The 22,976-nt window shown below is 58.6% G+C and carries 23 protein-coding genes and 1 pseudogene; 13 read left to right on the forward strand and 11 right to left on the reverse strand.

Features of this window, described 5'->3' with window-relative positions:
• Window positions 1–33: 33 nt before the first annotated feature.
• Genes EMO90_RS06800 through EMO90_RS06840 form a run of 9 tightly spaced genes read right to left on the reverse strand, consistent with a single transcriptional unit; the run spans window position 34 to window position 8,461 of the window.
• Complete coding sequence (locus EMO90_RS06800; protein WP_150353651.1) at window positions 34–1,701, reverse strand: VirD4-like conjugal transfer protein, CD1115 family; 1,668 nt, start codon at window positions 1,699–1,701, stop codon at window positions 34–36.
• Window positions 1,698–2,132, reverse strand: coding sequence for a hypothetical protein (locus EMO90_RS06805; protein ID WP_052119036.1), 435 nt, complete (start codon window positions 2,130–2,132; stop codon window positions 1,698–1,700). Before EMO90_RS06805 ends, EMO90_RS06800 begins: the two co-directional genes overlap by 4 nt.
• Window positions 2,129–2,437 carry a hypothetical protein gene (locus EMO90_RS06810; RefSeq protein WP_043164804.1) on the reverse strand — a complete coding sequence of 103 codons (309 nt, stop codon included), beginning with the start codon at window positions 2,435–2,437 and terminating at the stop codon, window positions 2,129–2,131. Before EMO90_RS06810 ends, EMO90_RS06805 begins: the two co-directional genes overlap by 4 nt.
• Window positions 2,434–3,147 (reverse strand): hypothetical protein, encoded by a 714-nt coding sequence (locus EMO90_RS06815; RefSeq protein WP_043164802.1) that lies wholly within the window; start codon window positions 3,145–3,147, stop codon window positions 2,434–2,436. The genes EMO90_RS06810 and EMO90_RS06815 overlap by 4 nt, the downstream gene beginning before the upstream one ends.
• Before the next feature lie 18 nt (window positions 3,148–3,165).
• On the reverse strand, window positions 3,166–4,626 hold the full coding sequence (locus EMO90_RS06820) for an antirestriction protein ArdA (protein ID WP_081886554.1): 1,461 nt from the start codon (window positions 4,624–4,626) through the stop codon (window positions 3,166–3,168).
• Complete coding sequence (locus tag EMO90_RS12430) at window positions 4,623–5,621, reverse strand: hypothetical protein (RefSeq protein ID WP_223847977.1); 999 nt, start codon at window positions 5,619–5,621, stop codon at window positions 4,623–4,625. Before EMO90_RS12430 ends, EMO90_RS06820 begins: the two co-directional genes overlap by 4 nt.
• Before the next feature lie 39 nt (window positions 5,622–5,660).
• On the reverse strand, window positions 5,661–6,563 hold the full coding sequence (locus EMO90_RS06830) for a PcfB family protein (RefSeq protein WP_043164800.1): 903 nt from the start codon (window positions 6,561–6,563) through the stop codon (window positions 5,661–5,663).
• Between the two features lie 51 nt (window positions 6,564–6,614).
• Window positions 6,615–8,066: a relaxase/mobilization nuclease domain-containing protein gene (locus EMO90_RS06835; protein ID WP_150353650.1), complete on the reverse strand. Its 1,452-nt coding sequence runs from the start codon at window positions 8,064–8,066 to the stop codon at window positions 6,615–6,617.
• Complete coding sequence (locus tag EMO90_RS06840; RefSeq protein ID WP_043164798.1) at window positions 8,057–8,461, reverse strand: MobC family plasmid mobilization relaxosome protein; 405 nt, start codon at window positions 8,459–8,461, stop codon at window positions 8,057–8,059. The genes EMO90_RS06835 and EMO90_RS06840 overlap by 10 nt, the downstream gene beginning before the upstream one ends.
• Before the next feature lie 289 nt (window positions 8,462–8,750).
• Between EMO90_RS06840 and EMO90_RS06845 the strand changes: the two genes are divergently transcribed.
• Entirely contained in the window at window positions 8,751–9,257 is a 507-nt protein-coding gene (locus EMO90_RS06845; RefSeq protein WP_052119034.1) for a hypothetical protein, read from the forward strand.
• 28 nt (window positions 9,258–9,285) lie between these two features.
• Complete coding sequence (locus EMO90_RS06850; RefSeq protein WP_043164796.1) at window positions 9,286–9,618, forward strand: hypothetical protein; 333 nt, start codon at window positions 9,286–9,288, stop codon at window positions 9,616–9,618.
• A gap of 115 nt (window positions 9,619–9,733) precedes the next feature.
• Here EMO90_RS06850 and EMO90_RS06855 read toward each other — a convergent pair whose 3' ends face one another.
• Together EMO90_RS06855 and EMO90_RS06860 are read right to left on the reverse strand one after the other, a co-directional pair.
• Window positions 9,734–11,293 carry a ParB/RepB/Spo0J family partition protein gene (locus tag EMO90_RS06855; protein WP_044089056.1) on the reverse strand — a complete coding sequence of 520 codons (1,560 nt, stop codon included), beginning with the start codon at window positions 11,291–11,293 and terminating at the stop codon, window positions 9,734–9,736.
• 89 nt (window positions 11,294–11,382) lie between these two features.
• Complete coding sequence (locus tag EMO90_RS06860; protein ID WP_150335865.1) at window positions 11,383–12,000, reverse strand: DUF4192 family protein; 618 nt, start codon at window positions 11,998–12,000, stop codon at window positions 11,383–11,385.
• A gap of 519 nt (window positions 12,001–12,519) precedes the next feature.
• On the opposite strand from EMO90_RS06860, the gene EMO90_RS06865 reads away from it, so the two are divergent.
• The 11 genes and pseudogenes from EMO90_RS06865 (at window position 12,520) to EMO90_RS12600 (ending at window position 22,937) form a co-directional block, all read left to right on the forward strand.
• A complete protein-coding gene (locus tag EMO90_RS06865) occupies window positions 12,520–13,845 on the forward strand; it encodes a sensor histidine kinase (protein WP_043164982.1) in 1,326 nt (441 codons plus the stop codon).
• A gap of 16 nt (window positions 13,846–13,861) precedes the next feature.
• Window positions 13,862–14,569 carry a response regulator transcription factor gene (locus tag EMO90_RS06870; RefSeq protein ID WP_032743799.1) on the forward strand — a complete coding sequence of 236 codons (708 nt, stop codon included), beginning with the start codon at window positions 13,862–13,864 and terminating at the stop codon, window positions 14,567–14,569.
• Window positions 14,570–14,818: 249 nt separating this feature from the next.
• Window positions 14,819–15,502 (forward strand): ATP-binding cassette domain-containing protein, encoded by a 684-nt coding sequence (locus EMO90_RS06875; RefSeq protein WP_043164790.1) that lies wholly within the window; start codon window positions 14,819–14,821, stop codon window positions 15,500–15,502.
• A gap of 170 nt (window positions 15,503–15,672) precedes the next feature.
• Window positions 15,673–15,801 carry a lasso RiPP family leader peptide-containing protein gene (locus EMO90_RS06880; RefSeq protein ID WP_150353649.1) on the forward strand — a complete coding sequence of 43 codons (129 nt, stop codon included), beginning with the start codon at window positions 15,673–15,675 and terminating at the stop codon, window positions 15,799–15,801.
• 54 nt (window positions 15,802–15,855) lie between these two features.
• Window positions 15,856–17,445, forward strand: coding sequence for an asparagine synthase-related protein (locus EMO90_RS06885; RefSeq protein WP_150335866.1), 1,590 nt, complete (start codon window positions 15,856–15,858; stop codon window positions 17,443–17,445).
• On the forward strand, window positions 17,432–17,704 hold the full coding sequence (locus EMO90_RS06890) for a PqqD family protein (RefSeq protein WP_043164786.1): 273 nt from the start codon (window positions 17,432–17,434) through the stop codon (window positions 17,702–17,704). Before EMO90_RS06885 ends, EMO90_RS06890 begins: the two co-directional genes overlap by 14 nt.
• A complete protein-coding gene (locus EMO90_RS12725; protein WP_081886553.1) occupies window positions 17,701–18,129 on the forward strand; it encodes a lasso peptide biosynthesis B2 protein in 429 nt (142 codons plus the stop codon). Before EMO90_RS06890 ends, EMO90_RS12725 begins: the two co-directional genes overlap by 4 nt.
• On the forward strand, window positions 18,126–19,898 hold the full coding sequence (locus EMO90_RS06900; RefSeq protein WP_043164784.1) for an ABC transporter ATP-binding protein: 1,773 nt from the start codon (window positions 18,126–18,128) through the stop codon (window positions 19,896–19,898). Before EMO90_RS12725 ends, EMO90_RS06900 begins: the two co-directional genes overlap by 4 nt.
• 371 nt (window positions 19,899–20,269) lie before the next feature.
• Window positions 20,270–20,893, forward strand: a pseudogene (locus EMO90_RS12820) (class III lanthionine synthetase LanKC N-terminal domain-containing protein); the annotation flags it as partial.
• Between the two features lie 33 nt (window positions 20,894–20,926).
• A complete protein-coding gene (locus tag EMO90_RS06910; protein WP_150353647.1) occupies window positions 20,927–22,822 on the forward strand; it encodes a protein kinase domain-containing protein in 1,896 nt (631 codons plus the stop codon).
• Window positions 22,803–22,937: a hypothetical protein gene (locus EMO90_RS12600; RefSeq protein WP_257798101.1), complete on the forward strand. Its 135-nt coding sequence runs from the start codon at window positions 22,803–22,805 to the stop codon at window positions 22,935–22,937. Before EMO90_RS06910 ends, EMO90_RS12600 begins: the two co-directional genes overlap by 20 nt.
• The last annotated feature ends 39 nt before the right edge of the window (window positions 22,938–22,976 follow it).

A 22,976-nucleotide genomic window follows, 5' to 3' on the forward strand; every position in this document is an offset into this window, starting at 1 on the left:
AAGAGACTGACCGATACATACAAGTTGTGTCATCTATAGATGACACAACTTCTCGCTGAGGAACGGTGGTATGCCTCTGAGTAGGTAGATGCACTGGCTAGTGGGGATGCGCCCGAGTTCGTCCGGGGTGAGGAGTTTTCTCGCGTTCTTGCGGGTGCTGCGTGTCCAGCTGCCGTTGAGGCCTTTGGTTTCGCTGGTTTCGATGACGTCGATGGTTTGGTCTCCGAGCCGGTCGCTGATGTATTTGGTGGTGCTGGGTTCGTTGCCGCCGAGGAAGAGCTGGCTGTCGCAGTTGCCGGCGATGGTCTCCCAGTCATCCCGATAGAGGCTTTTGCCTTGGCTGACGGTCTGAAGGATGATGCTGCAGCTGATGCGTCGGCTTCGTATGGTGGCGATGAGCCTTACGAAGTTGGGGATCTTGCCGATGTTGGCGAATTCGTCGAGCATGCAGTGCACGTCGCGGTCAAGCACGCCGTCGGGTTGGGCGTCGGCTTTGCGTACAAGCGTTTCGAAGAGGCATTGGTAGAAGACGCTGGCGATGAAGGAGAACGTGGCATTGGTGTCGGGCAGTTCGAGGTAGATGATGCGTTTGCCTCGGTCGAGGGTTTCGAGCCGGATGTCGTCGCCGTCGAGAATCCGGCGTACCTCGCGCACTTGGAGGGGTGCGAGGTGGACGCCGGTGGTGATGATGATGCTTTTCTTGGTTTCGCCGGCGCCTTTGAGGAACGTGTTGTATTGGGCGCATGCGAACGCGAGCCCGTCGAGCATTCTCCGGGTTTCCGCGTCGTAGTCGTCGGGATGTTCGCGCATGCGGTGGATTTCGGTTTGGGTTTCGGCGAAGAGCGCGTCGATGATGTATTCCTTGTCTTCGTCTTGTTCGCTGGCTCCCATGCGGTCGAGGGTGTCGGTGACTTGGTTGAGGGTGGGGTTGCTTTCGGTGTAGTAGGTCCATGCGATGAGGGCGCATAGGAGTGCTTTTTCGGCGTCCTGCCAGAAGCTGTCTCCGGTTTTGCGGTCTCCGGTGGCGTTGGTGACGAGGTTGTCGGTCAGGCGCAGGATCGCGGATTGGGGTTCCTTGGAGTCGATGTAGCGCATGGGGTTGAACCGGTCGGATCGGTCGAGGTGGATGAGGTCGAGCGTGTTGACCTGATAGCCGCGGTCGCGCATGGCGTGTTCCGTATCGCGTTTGAGTTCGCCTTTGGGGTCGGTGACGGCCCAGTTCATGTCCACGGACAATAGGTTGGGTTTGACGTAGTAGCGGGTTTTGCCGGAGCCTGATGAGCCAAGCAGGAGCGCGTTGAGGTTGCGCAGGGTGCGTCGTGTGTCTATGGAGAGCCGTTCGGTCGCGGTGAATCGGATGTTGTGGGATTCCACGGGGTCGATGAACGGTTTGATGTCCTTCGGGGTGCCCCAGTGTGCGGAGCCGTGTTCCTCGCCGCTGCGCAGGTTCAGGCGTGCCGTGTACTTGTATGCCCAGATCAGCAGGCCGACGCCCGTTGCGGCGAGTCCGCACAGCAGGTCGGTATGGTTCGTGGACAGGTGGAATGGATGGTACAGGTCGAGCCAGAACCTGTTCATCAGGTCAATCACGCTCATGCCTTCATCCAGGTCGGCGCGTATCTGGTAGCCGATCTTGTCGCCCAGCCAGAACAGCGTGAACAGTCCCATGGCCGCGGGCAGTATGGCTTGCAGACGTTTCATTGGTTTCCCCTGTCTCTTTCCAAGCCGCCGCGGTGCTGTGTCATGGCTCGTCGCATGTCATCGCCTGCGGGGGCATCGGCCGGCTGCGCAATCCGGCTGTTGACGCGGTGTTCGGCGCGGACGCGGATGTTCGTGAGCGTTTGTTCCCTGGTCCATGGCGGATCGTCGGCCGCAGGCTGCATGACGGCGGTGTCCGCCGGCAAAAGTTCATCGTGCCCGGGCGTCGGCTGTCTGTTTCCCGCGTCGGCGGCGATGGTGATGCGCGTGAGGCCTTGGCGGTTCTCGATGGTGTCGCCTCCGTCGCACATCGCGGCAAGGATGCGTCCCACAGGTGTTCCCGTATCGTAGGTGGCGGGGATTTCGTGTGTGATTGGAGCGCCGTTGGTTTTCTCATCTGCGCCGATGATGGTGATCGTTCGCGCCGTGTTCACGGGAGCGTGTCCTTGACGCTGGTGTGCAGGGCCATTTCGTCGGCCAGGATGTATGCTTCGTCGGCGGTTTCCTCCTCATGGATGATGCCGTGGACGATGAGCCGTCGCCCCTGCAGCGCACCCTGTTCGCGTAGGTATGCCGCATGGTCTCCGGCTGCGTGCACGCGGATGATGAGCGGCGCGTCCATGGTGCCGGCGTTTACGGTCAGGGTTGCCGTCGTCCTACCGTTGCCGTCGGTGTGGAATCTGGCGTCATCGGTGAGGATGCCGCGCGCATAGGCCTGCGGGTATCGGGCGTCGCTCATCGGCTTGGCCTGCGTTTTCTGGTGGGTTTGTCGATGTTCGGGGCTTTGCCTTGGACGGCGTTGATGGCGTCGCGTCCGATGGTGCGGGCGTCACGGCCGCCTCCGGTGAGCGCGTCGGATTCGGCGCGGGCTCTGGCCACCCGAACGTGTTTGGAGGCGAGCGTGTCGAGGGCCTGTTCCCGTGCGGCCATGACCCGTATGCTCCACGGGTCCCGGTAGTCATCAATCGGCTGGCTGATGCGAGTGCGGTCGGGCAGTTCGTTGCGTCGGGTCTTGCGGTCCACCGGGTAGGATCGGCATGCGGGGTTCGCGGATTGGATGTAGTGGATTGCGGTGGCGAGGTCGGCGATGCGTTCCTCCGCCGTTTTGTCCATGTCGATGAGCACGCGGCCCTGCACGTGTTGTTCGTCGCATACGGTGCGCGTCCATGTTTCGTAGTCGCGCACGTCAACGGTGTCCCGTTGGTCGCGGTCGTGCTGGTATCGCGTGGCATCGAACCGGTAGGTGATGTCGTGCGGGTGCACGTCGGCCGACCATTCGGGCAACGGTTCGATGGGGATCTCGCGCAGGGTGACGAGCCGGTACGGTGGTTCGATGTCCCCGTAGGAGCCTTGGGGCTGGAGGATGCCGAAGCCTTCCATGCGCAGCTCGTAGCCGAGGCGTTTGAGTTCGTCCTGCAGTTGCCGGTAGGCGGTGTCCATGGTGGTCATGCTGGTCTCCTCGGCGGCTTATCGGTTGCGGGTCTTCGTCCGGTCCGGTGCGGATGGATGGGCTGTGGGGTCGTCGGCGCGCTGGCTGGCCCGTTGGCGTATGCCGTCGAGCACCGTGTCCTTGCCTTTCGACGTGTTTGGCTCTTCCTCTTTCGCCGGTTTGGGGTTGAAGGAGGTGAGGGGTGCGGGCAGCGCGTATCCCTGGTCGATCGGGGTGATGCCGTCGGCGGGGTCGAGTTCGCCGGCGGGCTTGGCGCCCATGGTTTCGGCGAGTATCGCGGCGGCGTCGCCGTGTCCGGTCCGGTCGGCGATGATGCGTTGGAGGGTGTCCTCCAATCCTGCGCTGATGTCGGTGGAATCGGTGGGCATGATGCACTGGTAGACGGGTGCCCCCCAGTTCGTCGCCGTGCCGGAGAGCGTGTATTCCATGATGCGTTCGCCGGGTTCGAGCAGTGATTCGAGCTGGAACGGTTCCCGTGCCGGCATCTGGTCGGGATTGGCGCGTTCTGCTGCGTGTTCGGCGATGAGTCTGGCGAACGTGGCAGAGCCTGAGGGCATGTCGCCGTCCAGCTGGTCGGCCACCGGTTTGATGAGGCCTTGGACCTGTCGGCGCAGGGTTTCGTCATCGGTGTCGTTGGCCCGCATGATGCGTTCGGTGATGCGTGTGGCGTCGTCCGATCGCATCACGTTGTCGTGCGTGTCTCCCCAGCGTTCAACCATCTGCAATGCATCGGAGACCGTCGGCATCGTGGCGTCGAGGCCGGGCTCGCTGTCGGTGTAGGCGTCGATGATCTGCTTGAGCTCCGTACCGGAATACCGTTTGGTGTCGGGGATGGTGGCGTCGAGCAGGAACCCCTGGTCGGCGAGGGTGACGTTGTCGTTGATGGTGGCGTCGCGCCCGTATTTCGCCACGTCGAAGTACATGCCGTATGGTCCGTCAAGGAGTTTCGCGAGTTCGGCGTTTTGGTTGACGCAATGCCAGCCGTACATCTCGTCCAGGTCGGGCGTGTTCTCCTGCGTGATGCCTTGCGGCGGGTCGTAGGTCATGTATTCGATGTCCTCGGATTGGACGAGCAGGTTCGCCAGTCCGATCGGGTCGTGCACGCTGTTCATGTCGGCCGCCAGCCGTACCGCCTCCAATGCTTCGGGCTGGTCTTGCGTGAAGATCCGGGCGGCTTGTGCGAGCGTGTTCAGGGCGTGGATGTCTTCGTATTCGCCGGGCCGGTAGTCGAGTGCGGCGAGCAGTCCCGTGTATTCGTGGTCGAAGATGCCGTATTCCTCGTAGACGACGCCTCCTTGGCGTCCGATCTCATAGGCTTGCTGCGCGTCGAGCGTCAGTCCGACCTGTTCGGTGAGGAACCGGTCGATCCGCTGCTCGTCCGTGGGCAGGCGCAGCCATCCGCCGATGAGCGTGCCCTCGTTGTATCGGCCGAGGTTGCCTACCCATACGTTGATCGTCAGATCGTCTTCCGCCATCATCGGCTCCTTGTCTGTGTTTGCGCCTGCGTTCTTGCCGGCGTGGTGGATGGTGTCTGTGCACGGCGTTTGGCCCTGTCCTTGATGGCGTCGAGCGTCCGGCTCTTGCCGGCCGTCTGGGATTGCGCGGCCGCCTGTTCGGGGTTCTCCGGGCCGGGTGCTGCTGCTGGCGGTTCCTCGCCGGTTCGGGTGCCGGTGGCGGTGACCGGTTTGTTTTCGGCGTGTTGCCTCGCGTAGGCCATGCGTTGCGCTTTGACGGCGCGGCACAGCTGCCATGCGTCGTCGATGCGCATGGTCTCGCGTTGTTCGCCTTTGCCGCGCCACAGTTCCACCGGTTCGCCGGGTTTGAAGCTGACGGTCACGTCGCGCCCGTTCAGTTTGGCGTCCCGTGCATGGTCGGTCAGGAAGCGGTCGAGCTGCCATCCGGTCAGGTCCACGCCGCGGATGCTGGTGCCTTGCGGTATCGCCACGCGCATCTTGTCGAACGTGCGCCCGTCCTTGGAGGTCATCCGGTACAGGTGCACGTAGCTGTTGGGGAAGTTCACGCGCGGCCAGATCTCCTTTGTTCTTCCGCCGGCCGCGGGTTGCGTCGGCTGCTCGCCGCCGGGACGGCCGACGGCCGTCCCGTCCTGCTTTGGCTCCGGGGCCGGGGTATGCGTGTTCCCGGGATGTTCGGGCTGCCATTGCGTCGGCGTCTGCATGGCGTCGGGCGTGTTCCATGATCGTGCGGCCTGCGTGCGGATGCGTTGGGCGATCTCGTCGGAGGCCTGGTCGAGGTCCGGCGCGGGGAAGCCGATCGCGGCGTCGGGCCATGCCTGGTTGTGGCGTCGGATGGCGTCATCGACGACCATGCGGGCGACCTGGTCCAGCCGGTTGTCCTGCGGCATGCCGGCGGCCGCGTATTGCTCGCCGCGTCGTGCGATGTCCGCCAGGGCCTGCCGGTCGTTGTCGATGAGGTTGTCCATGAGCCAACGCGCGTTGGCTGAAAGCTCGGGCATGGCGATGCTCCTTTCCGGTCATGGTCGTCGCGCATCCGTTCACCGGGTGCGGGTGCGTTGTTTCGAGGGCGCGGTGCGGCGTTGGCCTTCGATGCGTTTGCCGGCCCGCTTGCGGATGTCGTTCAGGGTCTGTTGTTTGGTTTTGGGGCGTCGCACGCCGCCGTCCGGGGCGGGGATGTCCATGCGGCTCCAGTCCAGGCCCCGCGAGCGTGCGGTCAGGGATTCGATCGCGTCGGCGATACGTCTGGCCTGGCCGGCCGGGTAGGTGAAGCGCACCGTGTCGTCGGCGACCCGTTGCGTGTGGTGGGGTATGTGGAGCCGGTCGAGCTGGTCGGTGATGATCGCGGCGTCACGGTCCCAGGGCACCGTGCGGAAGTCGAACCGGCCGTTCGATGGCGATTCGGCGTCGAAGGCGAGGCGCAGCGCGTCGTCGGATGGTTCGAGGAACGGGTTCGGCTCCTCCCGTTCCGGCATCGGCGTCGTCTCCATGGACGGCTGCGCGTGGTCGGCGCCACCGGGTTCGGGAATCGTGGCGGTCTCCTGTTGGGCGAGTTCCCGGTTGAGGCGCTCGACGATGCGCGAGACGACGTGGTTGACCTCGTCGGCGTCCCTGCCTTGGAAGTGGAGGAAGGTGCGGCCGGTGTCGCGGTCGTGCTCGATGTGGAAGGTGATGCCGGCCTTTTTCAGGTCGTGTTCGAGCTGCCGGGCGTATCGTCCGGTGACTTCCTGCACGTTGATCGGCTCGCCGGTGCGATGCAGGGTTTTGCCGTCCACCTTGCCGGTGGTCCTGATGCGCCGCAGTGTCTCGCCGGTGGCGTGCACGCCGATGCCAAGCAGGTGCAGCGCCTTGTCGAGCCCGTATTTGGTCACGTCGATGATGACGCGTGTGCCTTGCTCGCTGACGCGCATCATGAGTTCCTGTGCCTGGTCCTCGGCCGCCATGGGATTCTCCCGTCATCCGTCGTGGTTCGTTGCGTTCCAGCTTCCGCCGGCTCACCGGTTCCTGCGGCGGACACGATGCCCGTCATCGCGGCGTTGCGCGCGCCGTGCGCCGTCGGAGCGTTCGGAGGCTGGCGCGGTGCGGGCGATGAGCCGGCGCAGGGCGAGGGCGTCGGAAGCCAGGTTGCGGGTCTCCTGCTCCTCGATGGCGAGCTGGGCTTCCAGTCCCGTGGCGTCGGCTCCCTGATCGTGGTTGTCGGCGATGAGCGCGATCAGGGCGCGCATGTGCTTCGCGTTGCGTTCGACGGAGTCGGTGAGTCGGCCGAGCGTCGCCAATCGGCCGTCGCCCTCATCAATGACTTGGGCGAGCACATTGAGCTCGCGCAGGCTGTCGGCGAGCCGGTCGCAGGCGATCACCTGACGCAGCGCGCGCCCGTTCACGCCGGTCATGTCCCGGCCGTCGAACCGTTGCCGACAGTAGTCCTCAAGTCGCAGCGCGGGCCGTGCGAACCATGCGTACAGGCTCTCGCAGTCCGTTGACCGCACATAGCCGCCGTTCCCGTCGGTGAGCACCTGTCTGACGTCGTCGGACAGGTAGGCGTGCCAGATCCTTCCGTCGCGCACGAGCCGGTCGCACGGTATTGCCAGGTGCAGGCGTCCGTGCGTGCCGGGCACCCGCACGGTCACCGCCGTATCCGTCCGACGGGTGATCATGGCCTCATGGAAGATGATCTCGCTGAGCGTGCGCCGGTGGATCTTGCCCATGACGGCGAGCATGTTGTACGCCACGCCCAGTCGCCGGTCTCGGATTCCGCGGGTCTGCCCGCATGACGTGTAGGTGATGCGTCCGCCGCGAACGGTCGCGTTGACGCCGAGCGTCGCGAGTTCGCGGCGGAATCCCGCGAAGTCATGGGCGTTCATGCAGGCCGTGTCGATGCTGGTGCGCAGCCGGTCCTTGAGGTTGCCGCCTCTGGCGCTCAGGTGGAGTTCCCCGATCGACGGGGCCACGCGCCCGGACTGTTCCGGCATGAGGATGTGCAGCCCGTATTCGCGGCACAGCCGGTCGCTGATCTTCCGCCATTCGCCCAAAGTCCCTTTCCGCAGACGCAGGGCCTTGCCCGTAATCCGGTCTGCCGGGCAGATGAGGATGTGGTTGTGCATGTGGGACCTGTCGGTGTGGGTGGCGATCACGTAGTCGTGCGTGCCTCCGGTGATCTCCCGGACGAACCGTTCCCCGATCAGATGCGCCAATCGGGGCGTGACCTGGTCGGTGGGATCGAACGATTGGATCACGTGCAGCGCCAACACGGCGCCCCGTCGGCGTGAGCCGCCTTTCGTGGCGTCCAACGCACGTTCGAAGCCGCGGGCGATGGACTCGGCGTCCGTGATGTCATCGCCGACGGTGGTCGAGGCCCACCGGTAGCCGTCGGTCTTGGCCGGGTTCGTCACGTAGGCGATGCTGCGGGCGAGCGTGCTTTTGATCTTGCCGATCTTGACTACAGCCATTCGGGCACCCCTTTGGGGTCGACGTCGGTCTCCACCCGGATGCTCAGGCCCGCGACCAGTCGTTCCGCCTGGCGCAGCTCGTCGAACACGCGCGAGAGCATGGCCAGGTCCGTCTCCCGCGTGGTGTTCGCGTGACGGGCGATCTGGTTGACGTTGTTGCCGATCCTCGCCAGTTGGGCGCTCACGTCATGCAGGTTCGCGGGCACGGTGATGTTGACGCGGTGGGCGCATCTGATCCGGTTGCGGGCGAACGCCATCCATCCCACGGGCCTGAGCCCGGCTTGGATACGCTGACGGTTCTCCACTTTGAGCGAGTCCGCCACCCACCGCCATTCCTCCTCGCTGAACGTGACCGTCTTGCGGATCGTCCTGGAACGGTTGCCTTTCCAGCCCATCGGCGCCTCCTCATATCGGGTTCCACGGGTGTCCCGCGATCGGCCCCGAGCTTCGCGGGGCCGCGCCGGTGTACGTACACCGGCGATGCTTGCTGCACACCAACCGCCCCTCCGGGGAGGGATGGTTGCGGCACCGGTCAGTTTCACCTTCGTGCCACGCCATGCGCGGCGGACTCCATGTCACGTTTCGCATGCCGGTGCCGGTTCCGTTTTCGTGTCCGCCGGCATCATGGCCGGCGTCGTTCTACGATGCGGGGCAACGAAGAACAATCACCGTGAGGAGACCGTCATGGCGAAGCCGAGGGAACGCAACCGGGCGATGCGCGCCATCGCCGACAACGCATTGGATGCCGAGTTGGAGGCGCTTCGGCGCAAACGCGGCGAACTGTCGCGTTTGGGCATCCTGCTGGACGACATGCGCTGGGCCGCGGAACGATTCCGCGACGCCGCCCAGTCGTTCTGCGACGACCATCACATGCCGCGCGCCCAGCTTGTGCGCACGCTCAGGATGGAGCCGAGGGAGACGGGCATGGCGTTCCATGCCGTCACGCCCGACTACGGACATGCCAATCCCGCCGATAGCCATGGCGAAATCCATGATGGCGCGGATTCGGCCGTCGAATCCGGCGGCCGACCGGCATCCGCCGCCGATGCGCCGGAGACTGCCCTGACGAAGGACAACGCCGCAACGGAGAATGCGGCTGATGCCATGGATGCTGACACGTCCGGTTCGATTGGATTGGACCCGGAGGGGTTGCGATTCGGTTTCCCGCGTCCTGGCGGCTACGCTGGATGACATTGGCGACATACGGGAGGTGACGGCGATGCCGATGCTGCTGGTGATGCTTGGCCTGTCGCTGGCGACGGGCGTGATACGCACGCTGATGCGGGGCGTGGCCTCGTGCCTTGCCCTGCTCGCGCACCCGTTGCGGCTCGTGGTGTTCCTCGCGAATTCCGTGTTCACGGCGTTCGCCATGCTGTCGGGATTGCTCATGCTGGCGTTCCTGCTCATGCATTTCCTCGCCGGCTCGGACGCTCCGGCATTGGACGGCTCTTTCACGTTAATCGTCGCCGCGTTCCTCACGGCCGTGCTTGCGAGCATGCTCATGGATTGGTGCGACGCGCGGCTCCGACGACGCTCCGCCCGCCACGGCTGAGCGTCACCCGCCGCCGCTTGGCTCCGGCAGGTGCGGGCGCGCATGCGCCGTCACGTTTCGCCGTCCGCGCCCGGACTGGGCGGAACCCGTATTCCGGTTCCGCCCAGTCCGTCGTCTATTCGGCGTCTTCCGGTTCGCCGGATGCGTCGTCGGTCTGCGACGTCCCGTCGTCGTCCGGTTCGCCGTCCTGCCCTATGCCGGCATCCCCGCCATTGTCGTCGTCATCGATTGGCGCGAGGGAGCCGTTGAGGGCTTCGGTCTCCGTGTCCGAGGTGCGGTAGCCGAGCGTTTCCAAAGCCTCGTACAGTGGCGCGGCGTGTTCCGCGATGGTCGCCGCGCCGCGCCACGTTTCCCAGCTGACGCGTTCCTCGGCCAACGCGTAGAGCAGTCCGAACGCGGCCCGTTGCGGGTCGCCGGCAATCATCGCGGTGACGGACGCGCGTAACGGGTCTTCGGCCTCGCTCTCCGGCTCCTCGGCATCGGCGCCGTCGCCCGTCGTGTCGATGCCGGTGATTTGCCCCCAGACGTCTTCGGCGTGACTGTCCCATTGGTCGAATCCCTCGGTGAGCGCATCGAGCGCGAATCTCGCGGACAGCAGGGCGACGGCCCTGCCGATGCCTTTCGGCTGGGATTTCAGTTCCATGAGATGCGTCACGAACGCGATGCGCAAATCACGGCTTGCCCGCGCGAACTCCTTGGCCGGTGCCGTCTCGCGTTCCTCGCGTTCCCGTTCCTCTCGCCAACGCGCCTCCCGCGCCTCGCGGGCCGCGGTCTCCGCCTCCTCGTCCACGGTCTCGTACAGGACGATGCCGCGCGCCCATGACGCGCCTTCGGCCCGCACCCCCACGACGGGCGTGGCACCGTCATGGGAGTCGCGCCATGCGTCGATGGCCTTGGCGATGTCGCCCGTGGTCAGCATCGTGGTGCGTCGCAATCCCTTCGGCGAGTCATACCAGCCGTCCGTGTTCGGTTGTTCGTCGGCCGCGTCGATGCCCATGCGTTCCAATTCGGCTCTCGCCGTGTCGAGCCATTCGCGCCATGTCCGCTCCTGCCGGGCGTGCTTGACGGCCATGTTCCAGTTCTTGCCGCCCGCCGCCTCGGCGAGCCGTTCCTGAAGGTCCGGATACCGGTCGAAGTCGGCGATGGTTTCCCAGTCGTCGATGCTCAGCTGGGCGGTTCCGGCCTTGCTTCGCGCGTTCTCGCCGATGGCGGCTATCTTCAGGCGTCGGCGCACCAATGACACGGAACGGCCGGTACGTTGCGCCGCCTCGTCCACGCCCACGCCCAAATCGAGAAGCCCCTGATAGCCGTCGGCCTCCTCGATGACGGTCAGGTCGGCGCGCTGGCTGTTCTCCACGAGCATGAGCTCGCGTTGCTCCCGTTCCGACAAATCGGCCACCACGGCGGGCACCCGGCTCAATCCGGCGAGTTTGGCGGCGGCGAGGCGACGATGCCCGATGACGAGCAGGTAGCGTCCCCGCGGCGTGGGAGTGACGAGCAGGTTCTGCCGGATGCCCTGCGCGCGTATCGAATCCGCGAGTTCCGACACGTCGCCCACGTCACGGCGCGGGTTCGCGGGGTTCGGGTCGATGAGACCCACGTCCAGCATGACGATGTTCGATTCGTCCATGCTCTCGTCGGTCATTACGGGACGTTCGATGATTGCGGTTTCCATGATTGTCTCCTTGAAAAAATCGGATGATTGGGATTGGTCGGGGCTTCCGGCGTCGGAAGCCCCGACCGGATTGAATCCGCGGCCGACGTTCAGTGGCGGCGGCGTTCCGTCCATGCGGGGCGTATGCCGTGTTCGCTGGCCGCGAGCACGAGGGACGCCAGCGAACAGTCGTCATCCAAGGCCAAGGCCTTGAGCGCGCGCACCGCGGCGGCGGTCGAACGGTCGGCCATCCACAGCAGGTACGCGCACGACGCCATCGGCTGCGCCTCGTATCCGTCCGGCGCGTCGGCCGTCACCGATTCCAGCAACGCCGTCGCGCGTTCCCCGCGTCGCGTGTCCGGCTGGTAGTCGGCGTCCTTGAACGCCCGTGACAGTTCGCGCATGACCACGGCCGCCGATTCCATCGAATGCGGCTGGGCGTACAGCATGTGCAGTTCGCCGCCGCCCATTTCGCGCAGCGATGCGAGTATCAGCGCGTCCCGCATGCTCAGGCACTCGGTCATCAGCACCGCCAGCGTGACGCGCTCCTCATGGGAGAAGCCGCCCTCGTCGCGCGACAGCAGGCCGTTCCACCTGTCCATCAGGGGCGCGAACCACTTGTCGGCCGCTTGCGCCGGTCCAAGTTCACGCCGGTCCTGAAGAAACCCGTCGCGTACGCGTTTCGCCAGTCCGGTTCCCGCCATGCGGGTGTCCACCATGTCGTTCATGTCCATCGGTCCTTTCCGTGTGGTTTCCATTTCGGACACCACCCGCCTGCCATGCGCGTAGGCGGAGAGACCGGAGGCGTGGACCGCGACGATCCGGGCCGTAGCGAAGACGGCATGCTGGTCCGCCGTCGCAGCGCAGGCACGGGAGCGGCGCGGGACACGGCGCAGGGAACACAGACGGAGCGCATGGCATGCTGGTGGTGGCCGCAAACCCCTCGTCAGATTCCGCGCGGCCCACCGCCGCGAGCATGCGAGCGGCCAAGCAACACGGTCATGCGCGTAGCGCATGGCCCGGGGCCGCGTTCCCGCGCCGATTGCGGAGAGTATGTCGAACAGCCCCGCCTGGAGCATTCTCTCCGCAAGCGGAGCGGGAAGTCCGCGATAAGTTACTGTCATCCGTAGATGTCAAACAGGAGCCAGGTCATGGACATGCGAGCCTCGAATCGTAGATAATGGGAGAGCTGTATTCTCGGACAACGAAGAAGGCGTAAGGTGCAGGTTGCGAGGAACCGCCTCATTATGGGCTCACGCCGGGGTAAGTCATCAGATGGGGGACAAACGCTGGCCGTCACCCCGCGGGATCGATTGATCCTATGGCTTCGTCAGCTCAAAGGGGAACGCCTGCTTCGTTTCACGACGACTCTGATCTGCATCGTTGGCACGATGGGCGTGCTGATCCGCGATTATGTGAAAGAGCGGATGGCAATCGGCACAGGATATTCGTTTATCCGGTTCCTCAACGAGGGAGCGGGGATATGGTACTTCCTCATACTGCTGGTTTTAGGAGCCATAAACGTGACGTTAAGGTCCAGAAGCCCCGTGGCGTTGCTGGCCTTGGAATTCATAGAACTCTCCCTGGGCGTCCTGTTCGGCGTTGGCCTGCACTCATACACGCAGGTCGCGCTTATCCTGGTGCTCTATCTGTGCATTCGGCTTCCCCTGTATGCCCAGGCCATGTGCGATCTGGCCATGATCTGCATGATCGCAATGCAATGCATCTATCCCTCCTATCTACAGCCTCAGTATTTGGCGTTACTGTATTCCGTCGCTTTGGCCGGCATCGCATCCTCACTGTTGTCCATAGTGCGGGAACGGCGAACGGCGAATAGGCTGCTGTCCGAGGCACGGCGAAAGGCCGCAATACTGGCGGAGGAGAAGAATCGTACGGAACGGCGCCTTCGCATGGCCAACGAACTGCATGACAGCGTCGGTCATGGATTGACCTCGATCATCGCGTTATCGCAGGGAGGCGAGGACTGCATAAGGAACGGCGGCTATTCCGACCCGCAACTGGCCGATGTCTTAGCGGAGATCACATCGATTGCGAAGGACAGTCTGGGTGATACGCGCCGCATCTTAAAGGTCTTCAATGAAGAGGAATCGCAGCCGTCTTTGGAACAGGTCGGTCTTGAACCAGTGAATCAGGATGACATCCTTCGTTTACGGGATTGGGACGATATCAGACCCGTACTGGAACACATACGCTCAACCGGAATCATCGTCGTGTTCACCGAAACGGGAAGACGCGTCGAGGATCCCCGCCGTTCGGATTTATGCTTCGCCGTCACTCGCGAGGCACTGACCAATGCCCTTCGGCACGGCGCGGGACTGACCCGCATTGCCGTCTCCTGGAATCATTACCGTGATGGCGGAACAGCAATCACGATCCGCAACGATGGACACGTCTCCGGACACGACACCACCGGCGAGGCATCCGGTCAAAGCGGGAAGCCGACAGGTGGAACCGGACTGCAACGACTCTCCCAACGCCTTGCGAAAATGGGCGGCACCCTGTCCTATGGGCCATACGGCAATGGCTGGGCGGTCAAGGCACTAATCCCCTGAAAGAAACGGAAGAACCATGAAGGATGCAAGAGACGACATCATCAAGGTCATGCTGGTCGATGACATGCGAGGGGCGCGCACCGGCTTCATGATGATGCTGAACAACGATCCGAACATCATCGTCAGCTCACAGGCCGCGGACGGCGCCCAAGCAATCGAGTTCCTACGGCAATCACCGCAGCAACTGCCTGACGTGATTCTGATGGACGTGCGCATGCCCGTCATGGACGGCATAGAGGCGACGGGCATCATCAAGGAGCAATTCCCCCAAATCCAGATACTGATCCTGACCACATACGATGAGGACGATTACGCCTTCGACGGATTGGCGCGCGGGGCATCCGGATTCCTGCTCAAGGATGCGACCCCCAAACAGCTACGTGACGCCGTACACGCCGTGCATAACGGAGATGCGGTATTGACACCGAGAATCACCGGTGAAGTGCTCAATCGCGGGGTTCGGCCCATATCGGACAACACCCGCATCAAGCTGCTACGAAGCCTATTCGACGGACTTTCCAAGCGGGAACGTGAAGTCGCGGAACTCGTGGCGGCAGGCTTGTCCAATCAGGAAATCGCGGAGCGCCTATTCATCGAAACGACATCGGTACGGCGCACGGTAAGCCGCATATTGGCCAGAATGCACATGCGGGACCGGGTTCAAATCGCCATAGCCTGGTATCAATCGGGGCTGGACCAAATAACAGGCGGCAAACCAGCATAAAAATCACGATATTCATCTCAAGGATTGTGGTGTTTGTCATCTTCAGATGACAAACACCACAATCCTTTTATTGGAGAATAGAGCGAACTGGTTAACTGTCTATGTCCATCGCTCAAGCGAACGGAACAAACCTAGCATATATATCACGTCACTTCTGCCATCCCCTAAGATAGGGCAGTATCCAAAAACCGTTAGGGGGGGGGGGGACTTCGATTATTGCGGCTCGGGTCAATCGAAGAAAGGAAAACGATGTGCCAGCTGCCCGATTCGGCTTCACCCATCATCGCGTTTGAGAACGTCTCATTCAATCATGCCGGTCGCGAATTGCATGGGATCTCATTTGCCGCCTATGCAGGTCGAGTCACCGTTCTGATGGGACCGCATGACGCCGGCAAAACAACTGTTCTCCGGATGCTGTTGGGACTGGATATCCCGGATTCCGGATGCATATCCACCTGTGGCAAACCCTATGGCACATCCCGTATACCAAAAAACGTTGTGAGTGCAATGCCCGAAGCCATTTCACTGTCCCCGTATTACTCGGCCGGAACCTATCTTCGTTGGAAGGCGCTCTGGGCCGGGACGTCTGATTCGCTTCTTGACGGGATCATTCACATGACCGAACTGCAGAATCTTCTCACCGTCAAGCTCCACGATCTCGCTCCGATCGGTGTCCTCAAAATGCGATTCGCTATAGCTCTGCTTCCCAACCCCAAAGCTCTGATCGTAGACGAACCGCTCCAGGCACTTGATCAATCGGGCACGAATTGGATCTGCGAGCAGATACGGAAGCAGGCGAATCGTGGCGTTGCGGTGCTCATCGCATCCGAACCGGACGGCAGACTGAAGCCGATTACCGATGATGTTGTGGTACTGGATAAAGGCACCGTGGTAAAAGAGGGTTCCCGCGGCCAGCTCTGGAAGGAAGACTGAAAAACGCCGGCGGATCACCCGCTCCCATAGGTCCATGTGTTTGGTGTTTGTCATCCGAAGATGACAAACACCAAACACATTCTTGGATGTACCATCCAAATCAGGTTAACTGGAATGGCATGCACCGGCATGCAATCCGGTTCCATATACAGAACATGAGGAGAACGAAGATGAAGGATTATGTGCCTCCTGTCGTTGAGGTCATCGCATCATTCAAGGAAGCAACCAATGGCGTATGGTTCGGCAACTATGTCGATGTTGGCGGAGCCAAGGCCCCGTTCTCTTGGGGATCGAACTGACCGAAACCCTGCATATATTGATGATCCCTAGCTGTATCAGGATAGGGAAACGTGATGCCGTTTACGCATAAGAACCCAAACCGTACCGTGATTGTCCGCGGCGGGAAGCCGACGGACCGTTCGAAGCTTCCCGCCTCCATCAGCATCAATGACGAGGGAACATGCGTCCAGGTTCCTCTGTTGAGTGGCGATCGCATGTTCTGGACCGTCTCCGAAGATGAAGTGCTCCTGTCGGACAGCGCCTTCCGGCTTGCAAGCATCACGAACGCCGATCTTGACATGGAACGCATCATCATGGATCTGCTGCCTTCGCTCCCTGACAGCCTGCGAGGGGACAAATCCCCATGGAGGAACATACATTCCGTACCCGCCGCAACCACACTGCACCTCGACAAATCCAATAGGCCGCGATATACGAGAGCGGAACCTTCACCCATAAAACATGTTTCAAACGACGTAATTCTGGCATCGCTAAGGAGCCGTTTCCTGACGATCGCGGATGAGTGGCGCAATGAGGCACCACTATCCGCCGATGTGTCCGGAGGAGTGGATTCCGCCGCCATCGCATACATCTTCGCCAGTGAGGGGGTTCGTATGCCCCTGTATCATGAAACACCCGACGATCCAATGAATCAGGATTCCCGATGGGCCGAGCGAATCTCCGAGGACGTTCGGATGCCACTCATCAAAATCGGCCGAGTCGTGGATGGAAACAGATCATTCGAATCCACAGCCGAATATCCCAACAGAGAGATACCTGAAGAACCGGTCTTCTGGAGCGATATCGAAGGCTATCTCAGCCGAATCTCCGAAATGGAAGCAGACACAAGCCGTATCCATGTCACGGGTTTCGGAGGAGACGAGCTGTTCGCATCCATGCCATCCTCATCATGGAGTTGTCTGCGGGAACACCCGCTGCGGCTACGGGACATTCGAAGACAATACAGCGCCGATTACCGGGTCCCACCCTATCAGGCAATTCTCGATCTGACCGACAGCACCGATCTGCATGAGGAATTACGGTCATCGCTCCTGGACGCGGAACAAGATCATGGCCATCGCTCCTCGCCTTGTGGATGGCACGATGCCATACGCATTCCCGAATTCCTGACCGCGAAAGCCAGGGATACCCTATATGGCGCCATTGAATCACAATTGAAACACGCCGACATTCGGCCATTAAGCCCCGACCGAAGCCGTCATCAGGCGCTCTACTCTCTGTCAATGCAGGCACGAATGCTCAATCAGGTTAATCGGACGTTCGCCTCCGACGACATAACGTTCCGCTCCCCCTACCTGGACCGTGGAATCGTGGGCTATGCGCTATGCGCCCCAATCAGTGCACGCACCGAGGGAAATCTACACAAAGCCGTATTGTACCGGGCGCTCAAGGGTATAGTCCCCGAAACGATATTCCGGCGTCCCGTCAAAGGCGATCACTCATATTCACTGTATCTGGCATGGCAACGCTCGAAAGACACGCTGCTCGACTCAATCGCCGGCGGAGTGCTGGACGAAGAAGGACTGATCGATATACCAGCCGTACGGCGTCGAGCTTCCATGCCGATGCCTGACATCACGTTTCTGTTTGAAATGCAACGAGTCGCGGCAGTGGAAAGGTGGCTAAGACATGCAAACCGATAACACGATGGCGAACACCAGCCTGAAAGACCAGATATCCCTATATCCCAAAGAGGGAGGGGCAATCGTATTCGTCAACGACACCGGCGAATACCTGCAGGTCAACGAAATAGGCCGAATCATCCTCGACGGTCTGATGCACGGCAAAACCGTCGAGGATTGCATGAACGCAATCGCCGAAGAATATCAGACCGACAGACAAATCATCGTCCGGGATACGGAACGATTCCTCGCCGATATAGGGAAGCACGTGCGCCTATGAGTATCCCTCTACAGCCGGAAGCAACCACACGCGTCAACTTTCACGACCGCCTGGTGGCGCTGATTGCCATCATTATCGGAAGACGGATGGAACGACAACGAATCGGAAAGTTCTGCCGCCGGCTTGAAACGTGGTCCGAACGGTATCCGCCAGCCGATGCCGACATGGCGAAGCGTTACCGCAACGCCGTATGTTCGGTAAGCCGCAGATGCCGCAGCCAGCAGGGTTGTCTGCTTCGGTCGCTCTCCACGGCGGCGGCATGCCGCATATCTCGCCGATCCGTCACATGGTGCACCGGGTTCACCGATCGTCCCTTTCGCGCACACGCCTGGGTCGAAGCCAACGGCATACCCATCGGCGAACCTGATGCCGTCAGACGGTACACCATCACCAGAACCAGTTCCGAACGGAAAGATACGCAATGACCGCCAACGACCCGGACGACACCATGCACATGAAACATGCCTCCATGTACAATCTGATTTCTCCTCTCCGAAAATACCGAGGACGGCTGGCACTCATCCTATGTCTTGGAGCCATAGGAGCCGTTATGACGCTGCTCGTGCCTAAGTACATGACCAACTTCTTCCAGAATGGTGTATTCCAGGTTCCCCAGTGGCCCGTCATTGCCGGAATGCTGTTACTCGTCACCGCTTCAGGAGCTATATCAGCCCTACAGAACTACCAATTGCAGAGCACAGGGGAGGATATCGTAAGGGATGCTCGTCTCGCACTAAGCAAACACCTGCTACGTCTGCCCATACGCGAATACGATCAACGTGACTCCGGCGACCTGCTCAGCCGTGTCGGCAACGACACCTCACAACTGCGTAATGCATTCATGCAGTGCACATCAGCCCTTGCATCAGGTTTCATCACCGTCATCGGTTCCGCTGCGTTTATGGCAATGCTTGACCCGATCCTATTCGGCACAGCGATCACCTTGCTCCTTACGGTATTCACGCTCATGCTGCTGTCCGCTAAATTCATCGAACGAGCAAGCTATGACAGCCAATACACGCTCGGCGACCTTACCTCCACGCTCAATCGTGATCTCGCCGGCATCCGCACCATACGCGCTTCAAACGGCTTCGAGAACGAGAATAAGGTTATTGCCGCCTTGATCAACCGCGTCCGCCTGTCCGGACTCAAGATTGCCAAAATCCAGTCGATCGTCAATCCACTGGCCACGATAGCCCTGCAACTCGCAGCTATCATTGTGTTCGGTCTGGGATTATGGCGCGTAACCACAGGGCTGCTATCCGTAGAGAAACTTACTCAGTTCATCATGTTGCTGTTCATCAGCATCTCACCGCTCAGCCAGATCATTTACGCAGGCTCACAAATCGGCAATTCAATGGCCGCAATGAACCGTATACGGGAAATATTGGATATTCCCGAAGAAAAGGACTCTGACACCGTCGTCGCAACAATCAATGAACATATGCCGCTGGCACACAGCGGGCCCCGTCCGCCAGCGGTGGAATTCCAACACGTCTACTTCTCCTATGGATCCAAACCAATTCTGCGTGACCTGAATCTCTCCATATCCCAAGGAAGTGTCACGGCACTTGTCGGGCCCTCAGGGGCAGGGAAAAGCACGATCCTGCAACTTATCGAACGTTTCTATGATCCTTCCAGCGGAAATATCAATGTACTCGGTAAGGACATAACAACCTGTGATCGAGACGATTTACGCAGCCACATCGCATACGTGGAACAGGATTCACCGGCACTGTCCGGTAGCATACGAGAGAACCTACTTCTCGGATCAAACGATTGTAGCGATGATGAATGCCGACGGGTATTGGAATCCGTGAATCTCTCCCATCTGCTAGATCGATCCGACAAAGGTCTTGATATGCAGATAGGGGAAAACGGAATCATGCTATCAGGCGGAGAACGCCAAAGACTCGCCATAGCCCGCGCCCTTCTTTCCACGGCAAAAATCATCCTGCTCGACGAAGCCACCGCAAACCTGGACGCCGATAACGAACGCCTTATCACTCAGCTATTGACTCAGGTAGAAGGCCGCACTTTTATTATCGTTGCGCATCGACTCGCCACGATAATTGACTCCGATCTTATATATGTACTTAATCAAGGGCGGATTATCGGATCGGGAACCCATAAACAACTTTTTAAAACGGCACCATTTTATCGCAATCTCGCAACGGAACAATATATCTCATAGCTAAAAGAAATTTGGCGATTTATTACAATAATTCCTCATCTAACTATAAAATATAGTTATTTTATATATGCTGCATATATATCACTTTTCACCGATTACAACCGATTGGACATCTACACAAAATACACTATGTTCCGCTAGGTCAAATAAGCAACACTCTGACTAACTCTATAACAAATACAGACATAAACTATACAAAAAATGTATATATCATCATATGATGACAAGGCCGACGACTGGACGGAAATCTATATCGACTCTTATCTCTTGTCATCTGGAGATGACAGATAACCCATAACGGGTCGCGCGGCACGCGAATAGGTGATGTAATAAAAATGTCATAAGCCATTAATAAGGAAAGAGACAGAATCGTGCCCATCGACCTAAAATATATCCCATTCTGTCAGTCCAACAGTTCCTTCTATGAGCCACCAGATCGTCAATCTTCGCCAAGACTTGATGATGAAATTCACTTTCCAAATAATTGGAAGATATATAAAGGTACCCCATGGACAAATTGTCGTCCTAGTAATGTTAAAATTCCGGAACAGGGATGGAAGATTCACATCTCGGCAACTCTTTGGAATTATGAAAAGATATTAAGAGAAGTATCAAATTATTGTTTTTCAAAAAAAGTCGCATTTAAATATCTATCAACAAAAGCTGATTTTTTTGATTAAAACAGTAAATATACCGATAGGGCTGCTGCCGGAAAATATATTACAATATATCCAGTAAACGAATTGGAGTTTCATTCTACTCTCAATGGGTTAGACGACATTATTGGGAATGAGTCAGGACCCTATATCCTTTCGGATAGACGTTGGAGGAACGGGCCTATATTCTATCGCTTCGGCGCTTTTATCCCGCCTAAGGATAAGACAAAATATATAAGTGTATTGAAAAGGCCCGACGGAGTCGAGGAGGAAGATGTACGTCGTCCTACCTTTATCGTGCCGGATTGGGTGAAAATACCGGAATTTCTACACGAATCCATAGAATCTCAATCTATACCATTCCCATTCGAGATGAAATCAGCTATGCATTTTTCATGCGGTGGAGGTGTGTATACCGCAGAGGCGTTGACGGATGAATACGTTTCAAAAGGAACTATCGTTGTACTAAAGGAGGCGCGACCATATACGGCGCTTGATTCCGACGGCCATGATGCTGTATATCGTTTGAAGCACGAAGAACATGTCTTATCCGAATTACAAGATACGGGCTTTGTGCCTCAGGTATTCGGAATGTTGAGAGCATGGGAAAACCTTTATCTCGTGATGGAGAAAATACCAGGGAACAACCTTAAGCATGAATGCATGCTTAGAACTCCCATACTAAAGCCAGCTCCTTGGAAACTAGATAATGCTGCCTTTGGGCAATGGGTTGATCATACCGTTTCACAGCTTGATAAAGCAATGTCGCTCTTTCATCGACACGGATGGCTTCTTGGTGATATTCACCCTAAAAATATCATTATGGAAAACGGAGTTAATCCTAAATTTATTGATTTTGAATTCGCGCACAAAATGGATAAAGGATGGCGAATTAAACAAATAGCACCAGGATATGGTCCTCTGACAGGGTTTACCGGCACCGACGCAGATTTTTGTTCATTAGGGTTGCTGGAGTTAGATATGCTTCTTCCTCAAGCCACCATTACAGATCAGGGCAATGAAGGAAGCATTATACGAATCGCTAGACACGCGCAGAGTCATCTCGATATTAACGAAGACTCCATCGAATCTATAATTCAAAAGACATCTAAAAATACTCAGCTATCCTTGGATCAGCGAGCTGTCAATCTCGCTTCTATTGAAGATTTAATACATGGACTAGCTCGGGGAATAAAGGCACACCTTCATTTTGATGAAGGCGCTACAGTTGCTCTACCCGGTGATATAGAACTATTTGGCCCTAATGCTGTACAAGCCTCGGTGGGATACCCTTATGGCGTTGCGGGTGCTTTGTCGACGTTAGCTTTGGCAGGTGATCCAATAGATTCCGCATCGGTTCAAAAAGCATCTCAATGGATTTTAAATCATCTTTCGGGCGTTAAAAACCGAGGATTCGCCGGCAAAGATGGTTTGGAGTATGGCTTACGCATGGCGGGATTTGATGAACTCGCTCGAGAAGCACATTCTTTGCCCGTGGCAAACCCCATTAATCCTACTTATTGGTCCGGATGGGCTGGCGTCGGCCTAAATGACCTAAGTATCGGGTCGAATAAATCATATGATGAACTATTTTTAGCCTCATCAAAGTTGCAGAACATGCTTACCAACGATGTCGAATGTGAATCCGCTGGATTATTATATGGCTGGTCTGGCGCGGCCTTATTGTGGGCCGAAATCTATAGAACGGTTGATCGAGATGAAAAATATGTGGATTATGCACTACATGCAATACAAAACGATATTAAAAAATGTGTTTTGACCCAAAATATGACCATGGAATACGATGAAAAGTGGAGAACTCTGCCATATCTGGGAACCGGGTCATGCGGTATTGCAATCGCTTTATATGCCTTGCGAAAAGCGACCGGAGAATGTCTCTTGGACAAAGAGTATGAGTCCCTAGTTCGCGCATGCACCTACTATCAGTGTGCACAGGGAACATACGCATATGGTATGTCAGGCTTTTTGACTTTTCTGAATGCAAAGGACGATAAAAGCAAGCTGGAATATCAGGTAATTAACTCATATTGCGATTCTCTTCGACTATTTATCATTCCAAGTAAAGGCGGTTTTTATGTCCGAGGAAATCAAGGACTAAAACTGTCGTGTGATTTTCTGACCGGATCCGCCGGAGTCCTCGGATCTCTTGCCGCACTCCAGGGGAAATGGTCAGGCATACCGTTCCTGTCATGGAACGATTCCTTAGATATTAGAAAGGAGGTGCACAATGGGAAACAACGTTCTTGATTTTCAAATCTTGACTGCTGACGGCGAAACGGATGATGCAGCACGTATCAGCACGTTTAGCTTCAATGGCCCCTGCCCGGGCCTGCCGAGTACCTTGACCTACAGCAACTGCTGACAAGACAAGTGTCTGGCACCAATTCGCAAAATTGATGCC

The sequence above is a fragment of the Bifidobacterium vespertilionis genome (genome assembly GCF_008698145.1).
Classification (GTDB): domain Bacteria; phylum Actinomycetota; class Actinomycetes; order Actinomycetales; family Bifidobacteriaceae; genus Bifidobacterium; species Bifidobacterium vespertilionis.

Bases quoted from the DNA above. Each gene is read 5' to 3' on its own strand.
- EMO90_RS06800 (WP_150353651.1), bottom strand. From the start codon at position 1,701: ATGAAACGTCTGCAAGCCATACTGCCCGCGGCCATGGGACTGTTCACG.
- EMO90_RS06810 (WP_043164804.1), bottom strand. From the start codon at position 2,437: ATGAGCGACGCCCGATACCCGCAGGCCTATGCGCGCGGCATCCTCACC.
- EMO90_RS06815 (WP_043164802.1), bottom strand. From the start codon at position 3,147: ATGACCACCATGGACACCGCCTACCGGCAACTGCAGGACGAACTCAAA.
- EMO90_RS06820 (WP_081886554.1), bottom strand. From the start codon at position 4,626: ATGATGGCGGAAGACGATCTGACGATCAACGTATGGGTAGGCAACCTC.
- EMO90_RS12430 (WP_223847977.1), bottom strand. From the start codon at position 5,621: ATGCCCGAGCTTTCAGCCAACGCGCGTTGGCTCATGGACAACCTCATC.
- EMO90_RS06830 (WP_043164800.1), bottom strand. From the start codon at position 6,563: ATGGCGGCCGAGGACCAGGCACAGGAACTCATGATGCGCGTCAGCGAG.
- EMO90_RS06835 (WP_150353650.1), bottom strand. From the start codon at position 8,066: ATGGCTGTAGTCAAGATCGGCAAGATCAAAAGCACGCTCGCCCGCAGC.
- EMO90_RS06840 (WP_043164798.1), bottom strand. From the start codon at position 8,461: ATGGGCTGGAAAGGCAACCGTTCCAGGACGATCCGCAAGACGGTCACG.
- EMO90_RS06845 (WP_052119034.1), top strand. From the start codon at position 8,751: ATGGCGAAGCCGAGGGAACGCAACCGGGCGATGCGCGCCATCGCCGAC.
- EMO90_RS06850 (WP_043164796.1), top strand. From the start codon at position 9,286: ATGCCGATGCTGCTGGTGATGCTTGGCCTGTCGCTGGCGACGGGCGTG.
- EMO90_RS06855 (WP_044089056.1), bottom strand. From the start codon at position 11,293: ATGGAAACCGCAATCATCGAACGTCCCGTAATGACCGACGAGAGCATG.
- EMO90_RS06860 (WP_150335865.1), bottom strand. From the start codon at position 12,000: ATGAACGACATGGTGGACACCCGCATGGCGGGAACCGGACTGGCGAAA.
- EMO90_RS06865 (WP_043164982.1), top strand. From the start codon at position 12,520: ATGGGCTCACGCCGGGGTAAGTCATCAGATGGGGGACAAACGCTGGCC.
- EMO90_RS06870 (WP_032743799.1), top strand. From the start codon at position 13,862: ATGAAGGATGCAAGAGACGACATCATCAAGGTCATGCTGGTCGATGAC.
- EMO90_RS06875 (WP_043164790.1), top strand. From the start codon at position 14,819: ATGTGCCAGCTGCCCGATTCGGCTTCACCCATCATCGCGTTTGAGAAC.
- EMO90_RS06880 (WP_150353649.1), top strand. From the start codon at position 15,673: ATGAAGGATTATGTGCCTCCTGTCGTTGAGGTCATCGCATCATTCAAG.
- EMO90_RS06885 (WP_150335866.1), top strand. From the start codon at position 15,856: ATGCCGTTTACGCATAAGAACCCAAACCGTACCGTGATTGTCCGCGGC.
- EMO90_RS06890 (WP_043164786.1), top strand. From the start codon at position 17,432: ATGCAAACCGATAACACGATGGCGAACACCAGCCTGAAAGACCAGATA.
- EMO90_RS12725 (WP_081886553.1), top strand. From the start codon at position 17,701: ATGAGTATCCCTCTACAGCCGGAAGCAACCACACGCGTCAACTTTCAC.
- EMO90_RS06900 (WP_043164784.1), top strand. From the start codon at position 18,126: ATGACCGCCAACGACCCGGACGACACCATGCACATGAAACATGCCTCC.
- EMO90_RS06910 (WP_150353647.1), top strand. From the start codon at position 20,927: ATGAAATCAGCTATGCATTTTTCATGCGGTGGAGGTGTGTATACCGCA.
- EMO90_RS12600 (WP_257798101.1), top strand. From the start codon at position 22,803: ATGGGAAACAACGTTCTTGATTTTCAAATCTTGACTGCTGACGGCGAA.